This is a genomic window from Hymenobacter convexus, assembly GCF_030580955.1.
GTDB lineage: Bacteria > Bacteroidota > Bacteroidia > Cytophagales > Hymenobacteraceae > Hymenobacter.
Window position 1 is genome coordinate 518,697 of sequence record NZ_JAUQON010000002.1, and the last position, 22,352, is coordinate 541,048.

The window sequence follows — 22,352 nt, forward strand, 5'->3', positions numbered from 1 at the left end:
CTAGCCACGTTAGCGAACTATCCTACAATTAATTTGCTTTTGCCCGATATGAAATCCATTCACACCTTGGCCGCAGTAGCGGCGGGTTTGTCGCTGTCGCTGACGGCTACGGCCCAGGAGCAAGCCACTACGGCGAGCAGCACCGGTTCGCACCGGCCCATTCCCCCGTCCGACCAAATGTTCCGCAAGAGCATCTGGCGGCAAGTGGACCTGCGCGAGAAGCAGAACAAGCCGATGTTTTCTGAAGGCAAGGAAATCAGCCGGGTTATCCTCGATGCTGTGAAGCGTGGTGAGCTAACCGCCTATAAGAATGATTCGCTGACCTCTACTTTCACTTCGCAGGAAGTGCGAGCCAATTCTTCTTACGTTGACGAAGCAGTGAAGCTGAGCGACGAAGAGAAGGCAGCTGGCTTTAGCGAAAAGGACCTGAACGGCGGCGGTGACGACGGATGGGGGGCACCTGCTCCGAAAAAGGGCAGCAGCGGTGCCGCTGCTGCCACTACCAAACGTCAGCCCAAGCTGGGCGCCAACGGCAAGCCCCTGAAGGACAAAAAAGGCAAAATCATTTACGAAACCGTAGCGGTGGCGCCGCCGCCTCCCCCCGCTCCGGTGGGCAACGAGTACCGGCCGAAAGACCTATATGAGATGGAAGTGAAAGAGGATATGATTTTCGACAAGAAACGGTCGAGAATGTATCATGACATCAAATCCATCACGTTACTCGTGCCTTCGACGCTGCCGACCAACATCTCGGGCATCGAGAAGCCGATTGGTACCTTCAAATACAGCGACTTGGTAAAGGTGTTCCGCGCTAACCCGCAGAACGCCATCTGGTTCAACGCCGAGAATGATGCGCAGCACAAGAACCTTGCTGACGCGTTTGAGCTGTGGTTGTTCAACTCTTATATCACCAAAGTGTCGAACGCTGGCGACAGCCGTCTGGACGACATCTACGGTGGTGCTCAGCAAGGCATCTTGGCTGCTCAGCAGACGGCCGCTGACCTGGTAGAGTACGAGTATAACCTGTGGAGCTTCTAAGCTTACTCGTTTAGCAAAACAAAAAACCCCTCGCAGTGCTGCGAGGGGTTTTTTGTTTTTTACGACTGTACGGGGAGTTGTTTGGGGGGCATGGGATGGGAGGGAGCCTCGTTTTCGGCGAAGTAATTCTGGAGGACTTTTGCTTTGGCTTTGCCAACCTCGGCGATAAGCTCGGCTTCGGTGAGCTCCCTGATTTTTTTGACAGATTTGAATTTGTTGAGGAGCTTATCAGCAGTGACGGGGCCGAGACCTTTAACGTCGGTGAGTTCGGTCTTGAGGGTGGCAGCGTCGCGGCGGGAACGGTGAAAGGTGATGCCGAAGCGGTGGACTTCGTCGCGCATGCGTTGGAACAGGCGCAGGGATTCGCTCTTTTTGTCGATATAGAGCGGGAGAGGGTCGTTGGGCACGTAAATTTCTTCGAGGCGCTTGGCGATGCCGATGACGGGAATCTGGCCCCAGAGGTTGAGGTCTTTCAGCGCCTTAACAGCCATGCTAAGTTGGCCCTTGCCGCCATCGACAATGACGAGTTGGGGCAGACTAGCGCCTTCATCGACGAGGCGGCGGTAGCGGCGCGTGACGACTTCATACATGCTGTCGAAGTCATTGGGGCCGAGAACGGTTTTGATGTGGTAGTGCCGGTAATCCTTTTTGCTGGGCTTGGCGTTGCGGAAGCAGACCATGGCGGCCACGGGGTTGTCGCCCTGGAAGTTAGAGTTGTCGAAGCACTCAATGTGCTTGGGCAGTTCGGTGAGGCGCAGGTCCTTCTTAATAGTTTCCATGATGCGCACTTCATTCACATCCTTGCTGCGCTCGTTCATGCTTTCCTTCTCCTTGCGGGCATAGAGCACGTTTTTGAGGGCCAACTCGATGAGTTTGCGCTTATCGCCAATTTGGGGAACGGCGAGGGCGACGCCGGGCAGGGGAAGCTCGACGGCCACGTTGGTGAGAATTTCCTTTGATTCGCTTTCGAATTCCTGGCGCATCTGCATAATGATAGGCGCGAGGATTTCGGCGTCTTCCTCGTCCAGCTTTTTGGTGACTTCGAGCGACTGGGTGAGGATGATGCTGCCGTTCATCACTTTCAGATAGGTGATGAAGCCCGATTTTTCGTTGCTGGCGATGGCGAAAACGTCGATATTGGTGAGGGCAGCGTTGACGATGGTGGACTTCACCTGGAAGGCCTCAATCTTATCGAGCTTGACCTTGAATTGGTGGGCCAACTCGTACTGCATGTCCTGGGCAGCGGCGGTCATGCGCTCGCGGAAATACTGTTTAGGAATGCGTAGGTCGCCGTTGAGAATCTGGCGGATTTGCTGGATATAGCCGTTGTAAGTGGCCTCGTCTTCTTTGGCCACGCAGGGGGCGTTGCAGTTGCCGAGCTGCAGTTCCAGGCAGGGCCGGAATTTGCCGGCTTCCACATTTGCGGCGCTTAGGTTGTAGTTGCAGGTGCGGAGCGGGTAGAGGGCCCGGACGAGTTCCAGCAGCACGTTCAGAGCCGTGCCGTTGGCGTAGGGGCCGTAGTAGCGCGAGCCGTCGTTAATCTTGTTGCGGGTGGGGATGAGGCGCGGAAACCGCTCGTTGGTGAGGCAGAGGTAGGGGTAGGTTTTGCCGTCCTTTAGCAGAATGTTGTACTTGGGCTGGTGCTGCTTGATGAGGTTGTTTTCGAGCAGAAAGGCATCGGACTCAGAATCAACAATGGTAAATTCCAGCCGCTTGATGTTGCGGACGAGCTGCTGGGTTTTCTTGTTGTGGTCGTTCTTGGTGAAGTAGCTGCTCACGCGCTTGCGCAGGTCGATGGCCTTGCCCACGTAGATGATGCCCTCGTCGTCGAAATACTTGTACACGCCAGGCTTGTGGGGCAGGGCGTTGATTTGGGCTTGCAGCTCGGGTTTGGCGGCCATGTTGCGGGGTGGGGTCAGGTAAGGCGAAGCCGGGACGGCTTGCCCGAAATTCGTATTAAGGATAACGAAAAGTGGCCGACGAAAGGTCGTCGGCCACAAAGGAAAATGCGCAATCGGGCAGATTAAATGTCCTTGTCGTCCAAATCGGACGCGTCGGGCACCTGCATCTTCTGGTCGTAGGGAATGGTATCGCGCTGGCCGCCGTAGTACTTCGAGCAGTCGAGCTCGATGCTGAGTGGGGCGGCCGGCTTGGGGAAGGGCGCGGTGTTGATGCCGATGCTTTTGTCTTTGTACACTTTCTGCATGAAGAGGCCGTAGAGCGGCAGCGCAGCACGCGCGCCCTGGCCGTAGGCGCCGGTGCGGAAGTGGATGCTACGGTCTTCGCCACCCACCCACATGCCGCATACCAAATCGGGCGTGATGCCCATGAACCAAGCGTCGGAATAGTTGGAGGTGGTGCCGGTTTTGGCGCCGATTTCATACGGGAACTTGAAGCCCGTGTGCAGGATGGTGCTGGTGCCGCCGGGCTCGGTGGTGCTGGCCTGCAGCATGTTGGTCATGATGTAGGCCACTTCCTCGCTGAGCACTTCCTTGGTCTGGGGCACGAACTCGCGTAGCACGTTACCGTTTTTATCCTCGATGCGCGTCACCATGATGGGCGAGGTCCAGACGCCCTTGTTCACGAAGGTGGAATAGACGCCACACAGCTCAAAAATGCTGCAGTCAGACGTGCCGAAGCCCATCGAGGGCACCGCATCAACGGGCGAGGTAATGCCCAGGCGCTTGGCGTAGGTGGCAATGGTTTCCGGGCCAAGCTTCATCACCAGCCAGGCCGTGATGGAGTTCATGGAGCGGGCCAGGGCCTGGCGCAGCGTGAACGTGCGCCCCGAAAAGCCGCCCTCAAAATTCTTGGGCGTGTAGGCCGCCCGGCCCGCTACGGCCGGGAAAGTGGTGGCCACATCGGGGCGCGGGAAGCAGGGCGAATAGCTCTGGTCGATGGCCGCCGTGTAGACAATCGGCTTGAACGTGGAGCCCGGCTGGCGCTTGCCCTGGCGCACGTGGTCGAACTTGAAAAACTTGTAGTTGGGGCCGCCCACCCAGGCTTTCACTTGGCCGTTCAGCGGGTTCATGGCCATGAAGCCGGCCTGCAGGTAGCGCTTGTAATAGGCCAGCGAATCGAGCGGCGACATGAGCATCTCCTTCTCGCCCTGCCAGGTGAACACCGGCATCTTGTACTTCTTGCGCAGGTAGAAGTTCACAGAGTCGCGGTTGCCGTCGTACTGGTTCATCAGCGACTTGTAGCGCTGGGTGCGGCGCATGGCCACGTTGAGGAAATCGGGGATGACCTTGCCGGTTTCGTCGCGCCAGGGCAGCTGGCCTTTCCACTGCTGGGCGAACCACTTCTGCTGCAAGGCCAAATGCTCGGCCAGCGACTTCTCGGCGTATTCCTGCATCCGGGAGTCGATGGTGGTGTAGATTTTCAGGCCGTCGGCGTACAGGTCGTGGTCGGTTTCCTTGGCCCAGGCCAGCAGGGATTTTACCACCTCGGCCCGGAAATAAGGAGCCAGGCCCTTGCTGGGGTTTTCGACGGAGTAGTGCAGCACAATGGCTTTGGCCGTGTCCTGGGCCAGCTCGGCGTCGGTGATGTAGTGCGACTTAGCCATCTGGCGCAACACCCAGTTGCGGCGTTTGCGCGAGCGGTCGGGGTGCACCACGGGGCTGAAGCGGCCGGGCGCGTTCACGATGCCCACCAGCGTGGCGGCCTCGGGCGTGCTCAGGTTTTTGGGCGACTTGTTGAAGAACGTCTTGGCCGCCGTGTTGATGCCGAAGGAATTCGAGCCGTACTCCACCGTATTGAGGTACATGCGGATGATTTCGCGCTTGGTGTAGTTGCGCTCCAGCCGGATAGCCAGAATCCACTCCTTTGTCTTGGTGATGAGCAGGCCGATTTTGCCGTTGCCGTTGAGGGCGCCGTCGTTGAGGTCCTGCCGGGTTTTGAAGAGCACCTTGGCCACCTGCTGGGTGAGCGTGGAGCCGCCGCCATTGTGCGAGAAGGTGAGCACGCCCGTCACGGCGCGCAACACACTTTTGGCATCGATGCCGGAATGCTGCTCGAAGCGCACGTCCTCGGTGGCAATGAGGGCGTCAATCAAGTTCTGGGGCAAGTCCTTGAAATCAACGGGCGTACGGTTTTCGCGGAAATACTTGCCCAGCAGCACGCCATCGGCCGAATAAATCTCGGAAGCCAGCTCGGAGCGTGGGTTTTCCAGCGTTTTCAGGTTGGGCATGCGCCCGAACAGGTTCAGGAAGTTGCCGCTTACAGCCAGCACAAACAGGGCAAGGCCCACCACGCCTGCGCCAAAAAGCACCCACATGGTCCGAATAAAAGCCGTGAACCGGCCCCGGCGCACCGGTTTGAGGGGCTGGGGCTTCGAACGGCGGGCGGGAGGGGAAGTAGGCATAAGGACGAAACAGAAATAATCGAGCAAAAATAAAGCCTCCGATGGTAGGCGGAGGCTTTATACGGTTCAGCGGCTTTGGTCACCCACGCCCCCACGGCATCGGTACACGCGCCTTTACTTATACACGCGCTGGTAGAAGCTTTGGTAGCCGGTGAGGTCGCCCGAGGCTTGCAGCAGCGCCAGGTTTTCTAGGCTGATAACCAGTGCCTGGTAGCCCTGGCCGCGCAGGCGCCCCAGCGGCGACTGCGGCCCGCGCAGCTTGGTGGCGTAGCTCTGCGCCACTTTGGCGCCGGGCAGTGCCCGCACCACCAGCGTCTGGTCGGCGCCAAGGGCGGGCGTTTCCACCTGCAGGTTGTTGGCTTTGAAATAGCGGCCGTTATACGCGCCAAGCTGCGTGGCTAGGTCGGCGGCCGGCGGCGTGGCCTTCGGGAACACCAGTACCACGGCATGCGCGCTGCTGAGCTGGGTGGTGTAGGCGGTGGCGGGGGCTTCTGGCACAGGAGCAGGCGGTGGGGCGGTAGTCACGGCCGGCGTCGCGCCCGTGCCAGCCGGTACGGGCGCAGGTGCCGGAGCTGGCGGCGCAGCAACCGGAGCCGCAGCAGCAGTGCCTTTCGCTTCCGGAGTTGCCTTGGCCGGCGTGTTGGCCGCGGCTTTATCCGGCGAAGCCACGGGCGCGGACCCGGCCGAACCGCTGGGAGCAGTATTCCCTGGCTTCGACTCGGGCACCGGAGCAACAGCCGGCGTTTCCTTAGACGCATCGGGCGCGGGCGCGCTGGGATTCAAAGCCTTGGCTGGCGTCTCGTCCTCGCCGTAGAAAATGCGCATGCGGTTATCTACCTCGCCGGGGCGAAACAGCGACACCACCGGCTTTTCGGTCGACGCCAGCGCGCCGGCCAGCTGGCCCGAGCCCTGCTTGTTGTACGCTTCGGCCAGGGCCTGGGCCTGGGGCACCAGCGGGCTATCGGGGTAGTCCTTATAGAACTTCTCCACCGACGAGCGGGCCGTGAGCGGCGCCTGAGTGCGTACCACCAACAGGGTCTTCATGTACGCCACCCGGTCGCTCAGGTCGCTCTTGGGATAGAGCTTTTCGGTGCGCGCCAACACGGCGTTGGCCTTGCCGAAATTCTGGTTTTTATAGTAGGTAAAGGCTGAATCGACGCGGCTGGCCACGGCGTTGTGCAGCGCCAGCTCGTGCTCGCGGTACAGCGGGTCGGCAATCAGCTTGGCGTAGATGGACGTCGGGAATTCCTTCTGTAGCGCCGCTGCGTACTGCGCCGTCTTGGCCGCGTCGGGTAGGTCCTTGTAATACAGATAGAGCAGGTAGTAGGCATCGGGCGCGTGCTCGCCGCGGGCGTAGCGCGTTACCTGCTTTTCGTACGTCTCAAAGCCCTTTTCGCGCTCCTTCAGCATCTCCTTATAAATGCCGGCCAGCTCGTACATAGCGGCCTCAATCTGCTTATCGGAGGCCTCCAGCTGCGCCGGGGTGGTGGGCAATGCACTACGGTACTTGGCCACTAGCGTGTTTTTCTCGGCGTTGGGGTCCACGGCGGCCGTCCTAGCTATCGAGTCGGCTTTGGCGCTGTTCACGGCTGTGGTTGTGTTGCCAGTCATATTCAGCGGCACGCCGCCGTTGGCCACATTGTTGGGCGAGCTACTGGCCTGGCTCACGGTGCGCCAGTTGTCCTGCAACTGCCGTCCCTGCCACTTCCGCACAAACTCAGCCCGGGCCGTGCCCAGCGCCGCCGGGTTGTCGAAATACCACTTCGCCCCACCGGCCACGGCCGTGGGGTCGAACGACATGGGGTCGGGCGATGAGGTGCCGGGGGCGCCCGGAATGCCGCTCGGGGCTAGGCCGGAGCCAATGCCACTGCTGCCACTCGGCTGCCGCCCGGCAAACTCCGCCGCCTTTTCCGCCGCTTTTTGTTGGGCTGCGGCCTTGGCGGCTTCCTTCTGCTTGGCGGTAATCTCCGCATCAGCATACAGGTTGAGCTGCTGGTTCAGGGCCTCCTGCGGCAGTTTAGCTAGCGCCTGCAGGCTGTCCTGCGTCTCGATGATGGTGTACTGCTTGGCAAACTCCTTCAGAATGTCGCTGCGCTCTTTGATGGCGGCGTAGGTCTTGGCTTCCTTGTTCAGGTTTTGCACCGTGCTGTCGTAATAGGCCGCAGCCAGCCGGTATTTCTGCAGGTTTTCGTAATAAATGCGGCCTGCCAGCAGGTAGGTGTAGCTCTTCTGGAGCCGGTTGGTTGTGGTGGCCGCAATGGACTGCCGAATCAGCTTCAGCGCCTCGGGGTAGTTCTTTTCGCGGTAGTTGAGCCGCGCCATCTCGTAGTAAATCTTGTCGCGGTAGTCCTTGTTCTTTGGGTCTTTCAGCAGGCCGGCGAAGTTCTTGTTCAGCCGCTCCCGGTCTTGCGCGCTCAGGTCCGATACCTGGGCCAGCAACAGCTTCGATTGGAAATCCAACTCATAAGGCGGGTTCCGGCTCAGAATTTGGTCGAGCTGGTCGTAAGCCTTCTTGTTGTCGCCCTGCTCCTGGTAGAGCTGGGCCAGAATGTAGCGCGTGCGCGACCGTTCATTCTTGAACTCAATCAGCGGAATGGCCTTCTCCAATTGCGGAATGGCCTTGGCCGGCTCCTCCGTGCGCATGTAGTAGTCGGCCCGCGTCAGAAATAGCTGCCGGGCATCCTGGGGCAAGCCTTGTTCCTTGTCCAGCAAATCCGACACCGCCTTGGCGCTTTCCAATTCGCCCTGCGCCAGGAAAGTGCGCATCAGTCCAATCAGGGCTTCGTGCTTGGCATTGGCGTCCTTGCTGGTCGAGTTGACGTACTTAAACGTGAGGGCCGCGTCGTCGAACTGCATTTCGTAGAAGCGCGCCCAGCCCACCACGATGTAAGCGTCGTCGGTCCAGTCCGAGCCCGGCCGGTTCTGAATCGGCATCGAGGCCTTCTTAATCACGTCGTTCAAATCGGCCCGGCTGGCGCGCACCGTGCCACTGTCGAGGCTGGGGAAGAGCGGCAGCGTCTGGTTGTAGTCGTTGATGCGGCCGGCATAAAGCTTGTCCTCCGTGAGCATCAGCTTCTGGCGGGCCAGGAAATAAGCGTTGTCACGGGCCGCCACGTTGTTGAAGGCGTGCGCCACCAGGTTTTTGTCCGACGCGCAGCCCGCCACGCCTACCCCAATCAGGAAGACCAGCAGCGCCGCCCAGCGGTATGTCAGCGAAGAATGTGTCAAAATCAAAGCAGTGGAAAGGGCAAGCCTGTGCGGCCGAAACGCGCAAAGCTGCCGGAAATGTTCGAAAGCTCCGCATGTTAACGAAGCCGCCCGGGTAAAATTACGTTTTTCCCGGCCCAAACCCAGCCGGGCCCGCGTCGTAACTTTGCTTACCTTCCTTCATTCCCGCCCATGCCCACTCCGTCCGACCCCCAGCCCGCCGGCAACAGCCGTCTCCAAGCCGTGATGAAATACTCCGGCCTGGCCTTCCAGATGCTGGCCATCATCGGCGGCTGCGCCTGGCTAGGCTACTGGCTCGACGGCCGTTTCCATACCCAGCCCTGGCTCACCATCGGCCTGCTACTGCTGGGCGTATTCGCGGCCGTGTTCCAGGTCATCCGCAGCCTAACCAAAGAGTCGCTGTAAGGCGCGTCTGCAACGTTCGTACAATCCATGCCCAAGTTCCTGCGCCAATTCCTGCTCTTCACTGCTGCGCTGGGCTTGCCTATTTACGTCCTGCACCGGCTCTACGGGCCAGCCGTGGTGCACCCGCGCACCGGACTGCTATTTGCCGTGATGGCGGCGCTCACCTACTTCGCCTACAGCCTTACCGCGCGCCTCGTAGCCCGCGACCCGCATAGCCTGGCCATGGGCTATTTGATAGGCATGACGGTCCGCTTACTAACCTCGCTGGGCCTTGTTACATGGCTGCTGGCGGGCGGAATTGCGCACGAGCCACGGGGCATTTGGACCTTCCTCGGGGCCTTCTTCATCCTGTACTTTTCGTGGGCCGGGTTTGAAATCTGGGCTACTTTGAGTAACTTGCGGCCGATTTCAGGAAAGCAAGTAACGCAATGATAATGCGTTAGCCTGAAATTACTCATTAATTAACTTTGGATGAAGCGTTTACTCTCGATTCTTCTTTGTTTCGTTTCCCTCTCCGTTTTCGCTAACGAGCCCGCCGGCGAGGGCGCAAAGGCCGAAGGCTTCAATCCCGGCGAAATGATTTTGCACCACATCGGCGATTCGCACGAGTGGCATTGGCTGGCTACCGACAACGGCAACTTCACCACCTACCTGCCCATCATCGCCTACCGTCCCAACAAGGGGGTTTCGGTGTTCTCCTCGAAGCACATTTCCAACGGCGAGTCGGAAGGCCCCGCTAAGGAATATGACGGCCTGAAGCTCGACCACGAGAAGCTCGTGAGCACCGATGGCAGCAAAGTCTACGACTTCTCCATCACCAAAAATATTGCCGCCCTCATCGGCAGCGCCGTGCTGATGCTCGTCATCTTCACCGCCGTAGCCAGCGGCTACCGCAAGAACCATGGCCGCGCCCCCAAAGGCATCCAGTCGTTCTTCGAGCCCATCATCGTCTTCATCCGCGACGAAGTAGCCAAGAAAAACATCGGTCCTAAGTACGAGCGCTACATGCCGTACCTGCTCACGGTGTTCTTCTTCATCTGGTTCAACAACCTGCTGGGCCTCACGCCCGGCGCGGCCAACCTGAGCGGCAACATCGCCGTGACGATGGTACTGGCCGTGCTGACCCTGATTATCACGCTGGCGTCGAGCAACAAGTACTACTGGGCCCACATTTTCGCCACCCCCGGCGTGCCCAAGCCCTTGCTGCCCATCATGATTATCGTGGAGGTGATTGGCATCTTCACCAAGCCCTTCTCGCTCATGATTCGTTTGTTCGCCAACATCACGGCGGGCCATATCGTGGTATTGAGCTTCATCAGCTTGGTGTTCATCTTCAAATCGTGGGCCGTAGCGCCGGTGACCTTGGCTTTTGGCCTGTTTATCAACGTGCTTGAATTGCTGGTGGCCCTGCTGCAAGCCTTCATCTTCACGCTGCTCACCGCGATGTACATCGGCGGTGCCGTGGAAGACCACCACGACGCCGACCTACAAATGGGCTATGACGACGGCTCGGCCTCGACCCACGTCGCCCACTAATCTGACTTAATCGGCCGGGCGCTCGCCGCCCGCCAACTGGCTGTTTCGGCCAGACCGTGGCAATCCCCCCCCCCCGCTGCGGGACTGACGAACTTTTTCTTACCCCCTTTTTCCAATTTTTATGTTGCTCTCTTTGTTTTTGCAAGCTGTCGCTATGGCGGCTAACTACGGTCCTGGTCTGGCTGTAATGGGTGCCGGTATCGGTGCTGGTCTGGTAGCTCTGGGCGTAGGCCTGGGCATTGGCCGCATCGGCGGCAGCGCCATGGATGCTATCGGCCGTCAGCCGGAAGCTTCGGGCAAAATCCAGACGGCTATGATTATCGCCGCCGCTCTGATTGAAGGTCTGGGCCTGTTCGCAGTCGTAGTCTGCGTGCTTATCTGGACGAAACTCGTTTAGTGCCGGGCCGGGCTTCGGGCCCGGAAGTAGTTGGAAGCCCGCCGCCCGCTGCTGCAATACGCAGTTGGCGCGGCGGGCTTACCTGCTCCTAATCTGTTATTCGATTAGTTGATATTTCTTTAAAAAACATCGCAATGCTGCCAGCTTTTTTATCCCCTGAACTCGGCCTGATTTTCTGGCAACTGGTCATCTTCCTGCTGGTATTGTTCCTGCTGGCGAAGTTTGCCTGGAAGCCCATTCTGCTTGCTCTCAAAGAGCGCGAAGACAGCATCGAAGGTGCCCTGCGCATGGCCGACCAGGCCAAGATTGAAATGCAGCAGCTGAAAGCCGGCAACGAGAAGTTGCTGACCGACGCCCGCCTCGAGCGCGACCGCATGATGCAGGAAGCCACCCAAATGGCCAACCAGCACCGCGAAGCCGAAAAGGCCCGCGCCACCGCCGAAGCCAACACCATCATCCAGCAAGCCCGCGAAGCCATCCAGACGGAGAAAAACGCGGCCCTGGCCGAAGTGAAAAACACCGCCGCCAAGCTGTCGCTCGACATTGCCGAGCGCATCCTGCGCCGCGAGCTGACCGACCCCGCCGCCCAAACGCAGCTGGTCGATTCTTACCTGAAAGACGTTAAGCTTAACTAGTTGTTTGTTGTTCGTTGTCAGTTGTTAGTCCGCGCTAATGGCTGATGACCGGCCTGACAACTAACAACCAACAACTGACAACTAAACTACTATGGCTGACCAACGAGTAGCGGCCCGCTACGCCAAGTCGCTCCTCGACTTGGGCAAGGAGATGGGCACCCTGAGCGCAGTGAAAGAGGACATGGACCTGCTGAGCAAGACCATGACCGAAAGCCGCGAGCTGCGTTTGCTGCTGCGCAACCCGATTGTGAAGCACGACAAGAAGCTGGCCATCCTGAACGCCATCTTCAAAGGCAAGGTGTCGGACATGACGCTGCGCTTCTTCACCATCCTGACCGAGAAAAACCGCGAGTCGGCCATCGAAGGCATCGGGCCCGAGTTTCTGGCGCAGTACAACGCCATGCAGGGCATCCAAGCGGCTGAGGTGACCTCGGCCACGCCGCTCACGGCCGTTTCCCGCCTCGAAATCCGCAAACTGGTGACCCAGCAAACCGGCCACGCCGACGTGCAACTCACCGAGAAAGTGGACCCCGAACTCATCGGCGGCTTCGTGCTGCGGGTGGGCGACAACCAGATTGACGATTCCGTGCGTACCAGCCTTCGCAAGCTGCGCACTTCGCTGCAAGAAAATTCTTACCAACAAAAACTGTAGGGTGTAGGTGAAGTAGGGATAGGGGGCATGCTCCCGTCGTCCCCCGCCCCATATCCCTTATCCCCTATACCTTATTCCCTCCAAAAATGGCAGAAGTACGTCCGGATGAAGTCTCCGCAATCCTGCGGCAGCAACTGTCCAATTTCAAGTCCGAAGCCGAGCTCGAAGAAGTCGGCACCGTATTGCAAGTGGGCGACGGCGTGGCCCGCATCTACGGTCTGAGCAAAGCCCAGGCCGGCGAACTGATTGAATTCGAGAACGGCTTGCAAGGCCTCGTGCTCAACCTGGAAGAAGACAACGTGGGTGCCGTAATGCTCGGCGACTACTCGGAAATCCGGGAAGGCGCCACGGTGAAGCGCACCAACAAAATCGCCTCTATCAAAGTGGGCGAGGGCATTGTGGGCCGCGTGGTGAACACGCTGGGCCAGCCCATCGACGGCCGCGGCCCCATCGCCGGCGAGCTGTACGACATGCCGCTGGAGCGCAAAGCCCCCGGCGTAATCTTCCGTCAGCCCGTGACGGAGCCCATGCAAACCGGCATCAAGTCGATTGACGCGATGATTCCGATTGGCCGGGGCCAGCGCGAGCTGATTATCGGTGACCGCCAGACGGGTAAGTCGGCCGTGGCCATCGATACCATCATCAACCAGCGCGAGTTCTTCGAAGCTGGTAAGCCGGTGTTCTGCATTTATGTGGCTATTGGCCAGAAAGCTTCGACCGTTGCCCAAGTGGTAAACGCCCTCACCAAGGGCGGCGCCATGGACTACACGGTGGTAGTGGCCGCTTCGGCTTCCGACCCGGCTCCGCTGCAATTCTACGCTCCCTTCACGGGTGCCGCTATCGGCGAGTTCTTCCGCGACACGGGTCGTCCGGCCCTGGTGGTGTACGATGACTTGTCGAAGCAGGCCGTGGCTTACCGCGAGGTGTCGCTGCTGCTCCGTCGTCCTCCGGGCCGCGAGGCTTACCCCGGCGACGTATTCTACCTGCACAGCCGCTTGCTGGAGCGGGCCGCTAAAATCAACGCCTCGGACGAAATCGCCCGCGACATGAACGACCTGCCCGAGAGCATCAAGCACTTGGTGAAAGGCGGCGGTTCGCTGACGGCACTGCCCCTGATTGAGACGCAGGCCGGTGACGTATCGGCTTACATCCCGACCAATGTGATTTCGATTACGGACGGCCAGATTTTCCTCGAGACCAACCTGTTCAACTCGGGTGTTCGTCCGGCTATCAACGTGGGTATCTCGGTATCGCGCGTGGGTGGTAACGCCCAGATTAAGTCGATGAAGAAAGTGGCCGGTACGCTGAAGCTCGACCAGGCCCAGTTCCGCGAACTGGAAGCCTTCGCCAAGTTCGGCTCCGACCTCGACGCCTCGACCAAGCTCACCATCGAGCGTGGCCGTCGTAACCTCGAAATCCTGAAGCAGCCCCAGTACTCGCCCGTGAAGGTGGAGGACCAGGTGGCCATTATCTACGCCGCCACCAACGGCCTCCTCGACACCGTGCCCGTGAACCGCGTGCGTGAGTTCGAGAAGGAGTTCGGCCAGGTGATGAACTCGCGCTACCCCGACGTGCTGAAGGCCCTGAAAGCCGGCAAGCTGGAGGACGCTGGCACGAAGGCCATCCGCGAGGTAGCCAAGGACGTTTCGGCGAACTACGTCGGCAAGTAGTCAATTAAAAATTAAGAATTAAAAATTAAGAATTGTCAGTCCGCCATGGGCTGCGCAAGACCTGATTTTTAATTCTTAATTCTTAATTTTTAATTCAATATAATGGCTAGTTTAAAAGAAGTCCGCAACCGCATTCAATCGGTGAGCAGCACGCAGCAGATTACCAAAGCCATGAAAATGGTGGCGGCGGCCAAGCTGCGTCGGGCCCAGGACAACATCGTGCGGATGCGGCCCTACGCACAGCGCCTGAATGCCATCCTGACCAACCTGACCCGCAACGCCGACGATGATATCGTGAGCGACTACGGCATGGCCCGCGAGGTGCGCAAGGTGCTGGTCATTGCCATCACCTCGGACCGTGGTCTGGCCGGCGCGTTCAACACGAACGTGTTCAAGGGCGTGAATGCGGCCATTGCTTCGCGCTACAGCAGCCTGCCGGCGGCCAATATCTCGGTGATGGCTATTGGCAAGAAAGCGCACGACTACTACGGCCGCCGCGGCCAGACGGTGGGCGACTACACCCACGTCTTCGCCAAGCTCTCGTTTGAGACGGTGCGGGCGGCGGCTGAAGTGGCCATGCAAGGCTTCCGCGACGGACTGTACGACGAGGTAGTGATGGTGTACAACGAGTTCCGTAACGTGGCTACGCAGATTATCCGCACCCAGCAGCTGCTGCCGCTGGTGCAGGAAGAAGCGCCCGCCACGGCTACACCGGAGGCCAACGTGGACTATCTGTTCGAGCCTTCGAAAGAGGAAATCGTGCAGACGCTGATTCCGCAATCCATCAAGATTCAACTCTACAAGGCGGTGCTGGAAAGCAACGCTTCGGAGCACGGCGCCCGCATGACGGCCATGGACAAAGCCACCGACAACGCCGGTGAGCTGCTCAAGGCCCTCAAGCTGACCTACAACCGGACGCGTCAGGCGGCCATCACGACCGAGATTCTCGAAATCGTGGGCGGTGCCGAGGCGTTGGCGGCGGGGTAGTAGCCCGTTTGATTTTACGATGCGAAGAGGCCCGTTTCCGAGAGGAGGCGGGCCTTTTTATTGCGCTTTGGGGGATGGAGCCAAGCGGCCGGGCATTGACGGCGCCGGCCTTCTTAGGCAGATGAGGGTAAATTTGCCTGAGGCCTTGGGGACCTTCTTCTTTGACCAAATCACAACTCTACCTATGAAAACAATCGACCGGATAACGGGCTGGGGCTGGGACTGCGCCCTGCTGCTGGTGCTGCTGGGTGCAGGGCTGACAGCGCAGGCGCAGGTGCCTACCTGGCAAATGGCCGCCGCGCTGGACATTGTGGGGCCGGCCAATGTGCAGGCCACGGCCTACGATGCGGCCGGCAATGTGTACGTGGTGGGTCAGTTCTTCGGTACGGTGCGCTTTGACAGCGTCACGCTCACGAGCACGGCCCGCAACACCGACATGTTTGTGGCGAAGTGGAACCCCGCCAACGGCACCTTCTGGTGGGTGCAGCAGGCGGGCGGGGTAGAATCGGCGTACGCGACCAGCCTGGCCGTGAGCGGGACGAGCGTGTACGTGGCCGGCAGCTTTGCCACGCCCACCATGCAACTGGGCAACCTGACGTTGACCAACGCGGGCGTCAGCGATTCTTACGTGGCCAAGCTGACGGACGCGGGCAGCACGGCCGCTTTTGAGTGGGCGTTGGGCGTGGGCAGCAGTGCCAACGACAACCTGGGCGGGCTCGCCGTGCGCGGCACCGGCGTGTATGTGGCCGGCGACTTTAGCGGCCCAACGGCCACCCTGGGAAGCCGGACGCTGGGCAACGGCGGCTTGGGCGCCGAGCTGTTTGTGGCCCGGCTTGAAGACGCTGGCACCAGCGCCAGCGTGACCTGGGCCGAACGGGCCGGCGGCGTGAGCGCCGACTACCTGTACTGCCTGACTTTGCACGACAATACCGCGCTGGTGGGGGGCTTTGTGACGCCACTCGCTGCCTTTGGTAGCGTGGCGGTGGTGGCCCCGTTGGGCGCGACCGTCCCATTTCTGGCTACCCTAACGGACCCTTTGCTCACCCCGGCTCGGGCCGGGGGCCTGCCGCTAGCCTTCAGCCTGAGCCCCAATCCCGCCCGGGCCGCCACCACGGTGCACCTGCCGGCCCTGCCGGGCGCCAGCCACGCCACCCTCACCTTGCTCGATGCCCTGGGCCGGCCCGTGCGCTGCCAGCAGCTGGCCTTGCTTGCGGCCGGTAGCACGGCCCAGGTACTGCTGGCGGGCCTGGCCCCGGGCCTCTACCAGCTGCGGGTGGTGGCAGGCGCCTACCGGGCCAGCCGGGCCGTGGTGGTGGAGTAAATGAGCGCCGGTGCGGCCCGGCATTGGCTGCCGGGGCACAATTTGAGAAGCCCGTTCCCGTTAGGAGCGGGCTTTTTCAGTTATCCTATTCCCGGCCCCGGCTTCAACCCTGGGCCGAAGCCGTTCGTTAGGCCATTGGCGTGTTCTTATTCTGTTTTCCGATTCGTTATGCTGAATACTGTGTGCTGTTCGCCCCGCGTGGGCCTGTTGCTGGGCTTGCCCTTTTTGCTGGTGGGTGCGCCCGAAGGCCGGGCCCAGGGCCGGGCCCCACTGGATAGCGTGAGCGTGTACCCCAACCCCGCCCACATCCGGGCCACCGTGGCCGTGCCGGCCGTGGCCGGGGCCACGCGGGCCACCGTCAGCCTGCTCGATGCGCAGGGCACGGTGGTGTTTGAGCAGCCGTTGAGCCTGCTCGACCAGGGCGGCACGGCGGAGGTGCCCCTACTGGGCAAGCAGCCGGGCCTGTACCGGGTGCAGGTGCAGGCCGGCAACCAGCACGTGGTCCGCACGCTGAAGGTGGAGTAGGCGCGGCGCGCCCCGCTGTCGGCGCCGGGCTGAGGGGCAGCCGCTTGCGCAAGCCCGGGTTCCGATAGTAGCTTTGGAACCGCCCGTTGCGGACCCCTGCTGCGCGAACTCCTCTTGGCCTTGGGGAGCGACGCGGTGAGCGGGCTGGCGCTGGCCCCGTATGCAACCGCGTGCGCTGCTGGCTTGCCGCAATGGGCCGATGACCTTCTGACGACCTTGCGCCGCTAACCCACCCACCCCGCACCCATGACCGAAACCGAAATATTTGCTGAGCCCTATGGCCGGGTGCTGGTCGATGAGGCGGTGCCGTGCGTGTTTATCCAGTGGCTGGGTTTTGCCAATCGCACCGAGTTTATTGCCTTGCAGGAAACGGCCCTGCGCTACCTCGAAGACCACGCTACGCAAGCCCGCCCTTGGGGCATGGTGGCCGATGTGCGCCGGATGGGCGCCATTCCCACCGAGGCCCAGCTGTGGCTGGTGCACGAGTTCAACCCCCGGGCCCGCGCGGCCGGGCTGCGCGAAGTGAGCGTGGTGCCCGCCGAAGGGGTGTTTGGGCAGCTGGCCACTCAGCGCTACATCCGCGAAAGCGAACAGGAAGGCAAGGAAGCCGCTATTCGCACCGTGCTCTACCCCACGCTGGAAGCGGCTTTTGAGGGCGCCCGCCAGGCGTTGGCGGCCGATAAATGGCCAATCGAATAAAAGCCAGCGGGTTGGCAGACGCGCCGTGCGTTCGTTGCCTTTAGCCGCGCTTCTTCTGTGGCTTGGGTGCTTCGGACTGCTGGGCGAGCAGTTCGAGCAAGCGGGTGGGCGTGAGTGTGGTGAAGTCGTTGATAACGGTGAGAGGGGCCTGAAACGCCTTGGCGGGCAGCGTGGTGGCCACGGCCACGCAGCGCATGCCGGCGCGGTAGGCCGCTTGCTCGCCCAGCACGGCATCTTCAAACACGATGCAGTTTTCGGGCTGCACGCCCAGCTTGGCGGCGGTGGCGGTGTAGGTATCGGGGTGGGGCTTGCCCTTGGGCACGTCGTCTTTGCCGATGACGACGTCGAAGTACTGACGCAGGTCGAGATGGTCGAGCAAGTAGCTGAGCGTGGGGCCGCCCGAGCCGGTGCCGAGGCCAATTTTGAAACCTTCAGCCCGGGCCGCCTGTAGAAATTCGACCAAGCCGGGCAGGGCGCGCCGCTTGCTCCAATACAGGGTGCGGTAGAGAAACTCGCGCTGCTCAGCGTAAATCTCCAATTGCTCCTCTGGGATGGGGTGGCGGAATACGCTTTGGATGATGTCGCCGGCGGGCATGCCGTTGAGGCGCTTGAGGAGCTGGCGGGCGTTGGTGGTCAGGCCTAGGTCGCGGAAGAGGAGCTGGAAGGCGCGGGCCTGCACGGGCGTGTTGTCGACGAGGACGCCGTCCATGTCGAAGATGAGAGCGGGTTTCATAACCGGGCGTACGCAGGGCCGGGCAGGCGCGGCGGTATCTTTGCCGCGCTATTGTCCGTTTGCTGATTCATGAAGAAGACCATGTTGCTGGCCCTGTTGGCGTTGCCCACGCTGGCCGCCAGCCCCGAAAAACCTCTCAAGCGCCCCAAACTGGTGGTGGGCATCGTGGTCGACCAGATGCGCTACGACTACATTTACCGCTACTGGAACAAGTACCCGGCCGGCGGCTTCCGGCGCCTGCTGGGCGAAGGCTTCAGCTACGAAAGCTGCCACTACAACTACGTGCCCACCTACACCGGCCCGGGCCACGCCAGCGTGTACACGGGCACCACGCCGGCCGTGCACGGCATCATCGGCAACAACTGGTGGGTGCGCGAGGAAGGCCGCGAAACCTACGTGACCGAAGACAAGACCGTGCAGGCCGTGGGCGGCACCGAAGCGGCCGGTCAGATGTCGCCGCGCCACCTGCTGGCCACCACCATCACCGACGAGCTGCGGCTGGCCACGAATTTTCAGGCCAAAACCATTGGCGTGAGCATGAAGGACCGGGGCAGCATCCTGCCGGCCGGCCACTCGGCCACCGCGGCGTATTGGTACGATGGGACCAACGGCGCCTTCATCAGCAGCACGTTCTATCAGGCGGCTTTGCCGGAGTGGGTGGCAAAGTTCAACGCCGCCGGCCACGCCGCCGGCTACCTGGCCAAGCCCTGGAACACGCTGCTGCCCATTGCCGACTACACCGAAAGCTCGGCCGACGACGTGGCCTGGGAAGGCGCCTTCAAGGGCGAAACCAAGCCGGTGTTTCCGCACGATTTGCCGGTGCTCTCGGCCGGTGCGCCCGCCTCGGTGCAGCCCGCCCTCAAGAACTCGGGCGAAACCAAGAGCCCGCAGGCCCCCACCCAGAACCTCGACCTCATCCGCAGCACGCCCTTCGGCAACTCGCTCACCACTGATTTCGCCCTCGAAACCCTGCGCCAGGAGCAGATGGGCCAGCGCGGCATCACCGATTTCCTGGCCGTGAGCTACAGCAGCACCGACTACGTAGGCCACCAGTTCGGCCCCAACTCCATCGAAGCCGAGGACACTTACCTGCGCCTCGACCGCGAGCTGGCCCGCCTGTTTGAGGCGCTGGACCGGCAAGTGGGCAAGGGCCAGGCCCTCGTGTTCCTCACCGCCGACCACGCCGCGGCCCACGCCGTGGGCTTTGCCCAGGCCCACCGGTTGCCCAGCGGCGGCGTGGGCCCGGCCGTGATGCGCGACTCGGTGCAGCGCGCCCTGGTGCGGCAGTACGGCCCCGGCCAGTGGGTGCTCAGCTACGAAAACCAGCAGGTGTACCTCAACCGCCCGCTGCTCGAAAAAAAGAAAATCGACCTGGCCAAAGCCCAGCAGGACGTGGCCACCGCTTTGCTCAAGCTGCCCGGCGTCACGCAGTCGCTCACGGCCCTGGATTTGCAGCGCGCCCACTGGAGCGAGGGCCTGGGCATGTACCAGGAAAACGGATTCTACGCCCCGCGCTCGGGCGACGTGCTCACGGTGCTGGCCCCTGGCTGGCTCGAAGCCTACGCCTACCCGGTGGTGAAGGGCACCACCCACGGCTCCAGCGGCGCCTACGACACGCACGTGCCGCTGCTGTTCTGGGGCTGGGGCGTGAAGCACGGGCAGTCGTCGGCCGCCGTGCACATCACCGACATTGCGCCCACCATTGCGCGGTTCCTGCACATCCAGGAGCCCAGCGGCTGCTCGGGCGTGCCGCTGGTGGAGGTGCTGGGCCGGTAGGCCGTAGCGCGGACTCGCAGAGTCCACGCTACATTTTTTAGTACCAAACTCCCTTATCCGCTTGTAATTTTGACCACCCCAACCGCCAAGTAGCCGGTTGTTTACCCCTCCTATGACCCATTTTAACCCCTGGCACGACGTGTCGCGCGGCGACGAGACGCCCACCATCGTGCAATCCATCATCGAAATCCCCAAAGGCAGCAAGGGCAAGTACGAACTTGATAAAGAAAGCGGCCTGCTGAAACTCGACCGCGTGCTGTTCTCGGCTGTGCACTACCCGGCCGCCTACGGCTTCATCCCCCAAACCTACTGCGACGACAAGGACCCGCTCGACATCCTGGTGCTCTGCTCGGTTGATATCGTGCCCATGTGTCTGGTAGAAGCCAAAGTCATCGGCGTGATGCAGATGGTGGACCAGGACGAAGAGGACGACAAAATCATCGCCGTGGCCGCCCACGACATCTCCGTCAACCACTACAACGACATTTCGGACCTGCCCCCGCACACGCTGCTCGAAATGCAGCGCTTCTTCGAAGACTACAAGGCCCTGGAACACAACAAGCACGTGGTGGTGGAGCGCTTCATGGGCAAGGAAGACGCCTACCGCATCATCAACGACAGCATTAAGCTCTACGAAGAAACCTTCGGCGACCGCAAGGCTTAACCGCTACGGTTGACCTTTCTTTTCTAAGTGCGTCCGTAAAGGCGAAGCATGGCCATAAACCGTCCTGCTTCGCCTTTTTGGCGTTTTTTATACGAGAATAGCCTCATCATCGTCATCGTGCTCCTGACGCTGGGCACGCTGGCCGGCCAGTTCCTAACGGGCTGGCACGACTACAACGACGAACTGCAGGAGATGGGCCTGGCCCAACTATCAGCCGGCCAATACTTCCAGTCCGGCCACTTTCTCGAAGCCACGTTCGAGAATTGGGAAAGCGAGTTCCTGCAAATGGCGCTCTACGTGCTGCTCACCGTGTGGCTGCGCCAGCGCGGCTCTTCCGAGTCGAAAAAGCTCTACGAAGAGGAGGAGGTAGACGCCGAGCCCGACCCATCGAAGAAGGACGCGCCCTGGCCCGTGCGGCGCGGCGGCTGGGTGCTGAAGCTCTATAAAAACTCCCTGAGTATTGCGTTTTTCGGGCTCTTTCTGCTGTCATTCTACCTGCACGCCCGCGGTGGGGCTGAGGTCTACAGCATTGAGCAGCTGCACGATGGCAAGCCCGCCGTGAGCGTGGCCGAGTACATGGCCACCTCGCGCTTCTGGTTCGAATCGCTGCAGAACTGGCAGAGCGAGTTTCTCAGCATCCTGAGCATCGTGGGCCTCAGCATCTTCCTGCGCCAGCACGGCTCGCCCGAAAGCAAGCCCGTAGACGCCGCCCACGGCGACACGGGCAAGTAGCCATCAGGTCAGCTTTCGCTGCGCGCAGGATGGCCGACAGTGCACAACCACCCTGCCCGGCGCGGCATTACTTTCGCTCCGTGGATTCGCCCGCTTTTTCCGCCGCCCCCGTCCCTGCCCGCCGCTTCGCGCGGCAGGCGCTCGATGCCGTGCTGTTCAGCAGCGTGTGGCTGGCTGGCGCGGCGGCGGTCCAGACGGCGGCCTCGTTTCGGCGCTGGCCGGCCATTGATGGCGGCGTGAACGGCCGGGTGGTGGCGCTGGTGTTTGCCGCCACGCTGCTCGTCTACAACCTCGATGCCGTGCTGCCCTTCAAGCACCGGCAGCCGGCGGCGGGCTCCGGGCGCAAGGCCTGGCAGCAGCGGCACCGCCGGACCCTGGCGGTGCTGGCCGGTGCGGCGGCGCTGGCGGCCGGCTACTTTTTTCTGGCCGATGGCTGGTGGCATTTCCTGCCGGCGCTGCTGCCTCTCACGGGGCTGGCGCTGCTGTATTCGTGGCCGCTGGTGCGCTGGCAGGGCCGGCGCCGGGCCGTGCGCGAGGTGCCGTTGCTGAAAGGCTTTCTGATTGCGGGCGTGTGGTCGGCCATAACGGTGGGGCTGCCCGCGCTGGCCCTGCACCGCCCGCTGGCCGAGGCCCTGGGCCTGTTGGCGCAGCGCTTCCTGCTGGTGCTGGCCCTCACCATCGTGTTCGACATCCGCGACCTGAGCCGCGACCGGGCGGCCGGCACCCGCACCTTCCCGCTGGTGCTGGGCGTGGCCGGGGCCAAAGCCGCCGCACTCGCCTTCCTCGCCGCGGCCATGACGCTGGGCTACGAGCGGGGCGTGCCGCCATTGGGGCTGGGCCTCACGGCGCTGGCGGCGGCGGCCGTTATCCTGCTGGCCGAGGAGCGGCGCAGCGACTACTTCTTTGCCCTGCTGGCCGATGGCGTGCTGCTGGTGCCCGCCGTGCTGTACCTGGCAGGGCGGTAGCCTTATATTCGAACCGTTTCATTTTT

The 22,352-nt window shown here is 61.5% G+C and carries 20 protein-coding genes; 16 read left to right on the forward strand and 4 right to left on the reverse strand.

Annotation, left to right across the window (positions count from 1 at the left end):
* Positions 1-48: 48 nt before the first annotated feature.
* Entirely contained in the window at positions 49-1,038 is a 990-nt protein-coding gene (porN, locus tag Q4S41_RS05600; protein ID WP_305030120.1) for a type IX secretion system ring subunit PorN/GldN, read from the forward strand.
* 59 nt (positions 1,039-1,097) lie between these two features.
* Here porN and uvrC read toward each other — a convergent pair whose 3' ends face one another.
* From uvrC to porW, 3 genes are all read right to left on the reverse strand, one after another.
* Positions 1,098-2,939, reverse strand: coding sequence for an excinuclease ABC subunit UvrC (gene uvrC / locus Q4S41_RS05605; RefSeq protein ID WP_305030121.1), 1,842 nt, complete (start codon positions 2,937-2,939; stop codon positions 1,098-1,100).
* A gap of 122 nt (positions 2,940-3,061) precedes the next feature.
* Positions 3,062-5,401 (reverse strand): penicillin-binding protein 1A, encoded by a 2,340-nt coding sequence (locus Q4S41_RS05610; protein ID WP_369811245.1) that lies wholly within the window; start codon positions 5,399-5,401, stop codon positions 3,062-3,064.
* Between the two features lie 114 nt (positions 5,402-5,515).
* Positions 5,516-8,629: a type IX secretion system periplasmic lipoprotein PorW/SprE gene (porW, locus tag Q4S41_RS05615; protein ID WP_305030122.1), complete on the reverse strand. Its 3,114-nt coding sequence runs from the start codon at positions 8,627-8,629 to the stop codon at positions 5,516-5,518.
* Positions 8,630-8,800: 171 nt separating this feature from the next.
* Here porW and Q4S41_RS05620 point away from each other — a divergent pair, with 171 nt between their 5' ends.
* The 11 genes from Q4S41_RS05620 (at position 8,801) to Q4S41_RS05670 (ending at position 17,456) form a co-directional block, all read left to right on the forward strand.
* The gene (locus Q4S41_RS05620) at positions 8,801-9,034 is read left to right on the forward strand and encodes an AtpZ/AtpI family protein (protein WP_305030123.1); all 234 of its coding nucleotides are present in this window, start codon (positions 8,801-8,803) and stop codon (positions 9,032-9,034) included.
* Between the two features lie 27 nt (positions 9,035-9,061).
* Positions 9,062-9,466, forward strand: a complete 405-nt coding sequence (locus tag Q4S41_RS05625) for a hypothetical protein (protein WP_305030124.1) — start codon at positions 9,062-9,064, stop codon at positions 9,464-9,466.
* Between the two features lie 39 nt (positions 9,467-9,505).
* Positions 9,506-10,570: a F0F1 ATP synthase subunit A gene (atpB, locus tag Q4S41_RS05630; RefSeq protein WP_305030125.1), complete on the forward strand. Its 1,065-nt coding sequence runs from the start codon at positions 9,506-9,508 to the stop codon at positions 10,568-10,570.
* 121 nt (positions 10,571-10,691) lie between these two features.
* Complete coding sequence (gene atpE / locus Q4S41_RS05635) at positions 10,692-10,967, forward strand: ATP synthase F0 subunit C (protein WP_168671467.1); 276 nt, start codon at positions 10,692-10,694, stop codon at positions 10,965-10,967.
* Positions 10,968-11,101: 134 nt separating this feature from the next.
* A complete protein-coding gene (locus tag Q4S41_RS05640) occupies positions 11,102-11,602 on the forward strand; it encodes a F0F1 ATP synthase subunit B (RefSeq protein ID WP_305030126.1) in 501 nt (166 codons plus the stop codon).
* Between the two features lie 91 nt (positions 11,603-11,693).
* On the forward strand, positions 11,694-12,254 hold the full coding sequence (gene atpH, locus Q4S41_RS05645; protein WP_305030127.1) for an ATP synthase F1 subunit delta: 561 nt from the start codon (positions 11,694-11,696) through the stop codon (positions 12,252-12,254).
* Between the two features lie 86 nt (positions 12,255-12,340).
* A complete protein-coding gene (gene atpA / locus Q4S41_RS05650; protein ID WP_305030128.1) occupies positions 12,341-13,924 on the forward strand; it encodes a F0F1 ATP synthase subunit alpha in 1,584 nt (527 codons plus the stop codon).
* Between the two features lie 102 nt (positions 13,925-14,026).
* Positions 14,027-14,911 (forward strand): ATP synthase F1 subunit gamma, encoded by an 885-nt coding sequence (gene atpG, locus Q4S41_RS05655; RefSeq protein WP_305030129.1) that lies wholly within the window; start codon positions 14,027-14,029, stop codon positions 14,909-14,911.
* A 184-nt stretch (positions 14,912-15,095) separates the two neighbouring features.
* Entirely contained in the window at positions 15,096-16,232 is a 1,137-nt protein-coding gene (locus tag Q4S41_RS05660) for a T9SS type A sorting domain-containing protein (RefSeq protein ID WP_305030130.1), read from the forward strand.
* 168 nt (positions 16,233-16,400) lie between these two features.
* Complete coding sequence (locus tag Q4S41_RS05665; RefSeq protein WP_305030131.1) at positions 16,401-16,757, forward strand: T9SS type A sorting domain-containing protein; 357 nt, start codon at positions 16,401-16,403, stop codon at positions 16,755-16,757.
* Between the two features lie 246 nt (positions 16,758-17,003).
* The gene (locus Q4S41_RS05670; RefSeq protein ID WP_305030132.1) at positions 17,004-17,456 is read left to right on the forward strand and encodes a hypothetical protein; all 453 of its coding nucleotides are present in this window, start codon (positions 17,004-17,006) and stop codon (positions 17,454-17,456) included.
* 40 nt (positions 17,457-17,496) lie between these two features.
* On the opposite strand, the gene Q4S41_RS05675 is transcribed toward Q4S41_RS05670, so the two are convergent.
* A complete protein-coding gene (locus Q4S41_RS05675; protein ID WP_305030133.1) occupies positions 17,497-18,189 on the reverse strand; it encodes an HAD family hydrolase in 693 nt (230 codons plus the stop codon).
* A gap of 69 nt (positions 18,190-18,258) precedes the next feature.
* Between Q4S41_RS05675 and pafA the strand changes: the two genes are divergently transcribed.
* The 4 genes from pafA (at position 18,259) to Q4S41_RS05695 (ending at position 22,326) form a co-directional block, all read left to right on the forward strand.
* Complete coding sequence (gene pafA, locus Q4S41_RS05680) at positions 18,259-19,965, forward strand: alkaline phosphatase PafA (protein ID WP_305030134.1); 1,707 nt, start codon at positions 18,259-18,261, stop codon at positions 19,963-19,965.
* A 112-nt stretch (positions 19,966-20,077) separates the two neighbouring features.
* Positions 20,078-20,629 carry an inorganic diphosphatase gene (locus Q4S41_RS05685; RefSeq protein ID WP_305030135.1) on the forward strand — a complete coding sequence of 184 codons (552 nt, stop codon included), beginning with the start codon at positions 20,078-20,080 and terminating at the stop codon, positions 20,627-20,629.
* A 48-nt stretch (positions 20,630-20,677) separates the two neighbouring features.
* Positions 20,678-21,361: a DUF6766 family protein gene (locus Q4S41_RS05690; protein ID WP_305030136.1), complete on the forward strand. Its 684-nt coding sequence runs from the start codon at positions 20,678-20,680 to the stop codon at positions 21,359-21,361.
* 80 nt (positions 21,362-21,441) lie between these two features.
* The gene (locus Q4S41_RS05695; protein ID WP_305030137.1) at positions 21,442-22,326 is read left to right on the forward strand and encodes a hypothetical protein; all 885 of its coding nucleotides are present in this window, start codon (positions 21,442-21,444) and stop codon (positions 22,324-22,326) included.
* Positions 22,327-22,352: the final 26 nt, after the last annotated feature.

Excerpts from the sequence above, each read along its gene's own strand:
- porN (WP_305030120.1), top strand. The coding sequence starts at position 49 with ATGAAATCCATTCACACCTTGGCCGCAGTAGCGGCGGGTTTGTCGCTG.
- uvrC (WP_305030121.1), bottom strand. The coding sequence starts at position 2,939 with ATGGCCGCCAAACCCGAGCTGCAAGCCCAAATCAACGCCCTGCCCCAC.
- Q4S41_RS05610 (WP_369811245.1), bottom strand. The coding sequence starts at position 5,401 with ATGCCTACTTCCCCTCCCGCCCGCCGTTCGAAGCCCCAGCCCCTCAAA.
- Q4S41_RS05620 (WP_305030123.1), top strand. The coding sequence starts at position 8,801 with ATGCCCACTCCGTCCGACCCCCAGCCCGCCGGCAACAGCCGTCTCCAA.
- Q4S41_RS05625 (WP_305030124.1), top strand. The coding sequence starts at position 9,062 with ATGCCCAAGTTCCTGCGCCAATTCCTGCTCTTCACTGCTGCGCTGGGC.
- atpB (WP_305030125.1), top strand. The coding sequence starts at position 9,506 with ATGAAGCGTTTACTCTCGATTCTTCTTTGTTTCGTTTCCCTCTCCGTT.
- atpE (WP_168671467.1), top strand. The coding sequence starts at position 10,692 with ATGTTGCTCTCTTTGTTTTTGCAAGCTGTCGCTATGGCGGCTAACTAC.
- Q4S41_RS05640 (WP_305030126.1), top strand. The coding sequence starts at position 11,102 with ATGCTGCCAGCTTTTTTATCCCCTGAACTCGGCCTGATTTTCTGGCAA.
- atpH (WP_305030127.1), top strand. The coding sequence starts at position 11,694 with ATGGCTGACCAACGAGTAGCGGCCCGCTACGCCAAGTCGCTCCTCGAC.
- atpA (WP_305030128.1), top strand. The coding sequence starts at position 12,341 with ATGGCAGAAGTACGTCCGGATGAAGTCTCCGCAATCCTGCGGCAGCAA.
- atpG (WP_305030129.1), top strand. The coding sequence starts at position 14,027 with ATGGCTAGTTTAAAAGAAGTCCGCAACCGCATTCAATCGGTGAGCAGC.
- Q4S41_RS05660 (WP_305030130.1), top strand. The coding sequence starts at position 15,096 with ATGAAAACAATCGACCGGATAACGGGCTGGGGCTGGGACTGCGCCCTG.
- Q4S41_RS05665 (WP_305030131.1), top strand. The coding sequence starts at position 16,401 with ATGCTGAATACTGTGTGCTGTTCGCCCCGCGTGGGCCTGTTGCTGGGC.
- Q4S41_RS05670 (WP_305030132.1), top strand. The coding sequence starts at position 17,004 with ATGACCGAAACCGAAATATTTGCTGAGCCCTATGGCCGGGTGCTGGTC.
- Q4S41_RS05675 (WP_305030133.1), bottom strand. The coding sequence starts at position 18,189 with ATGAAACCCGCTCTCATCTTCGACATGGACGGCGTCCTCGTCGACAAC.
- pafA (WP_305030134.1), top strand. The coding sequence starts at position 18,259 with ATGAAGAAGACCATGTTGCTGGCCCTGTTGGCGTTGCCCACGCTGGCC.
- Q4S41_RS05685 (WP_305030135.1), top strand. The coding sequence starts at position 20,078 with ATGACCCATTTTAACCCCTGGCACGACGTGTCGCGCGGCGACGAGACG.
- Q4S41_RS05690 (WP_305030136.1), top strand. The coding sequence starts at position 20,678 with ATGGCCATAAACCGTCCTGCTTCGCCTTTTTGGCGTTTTTTATACGAG.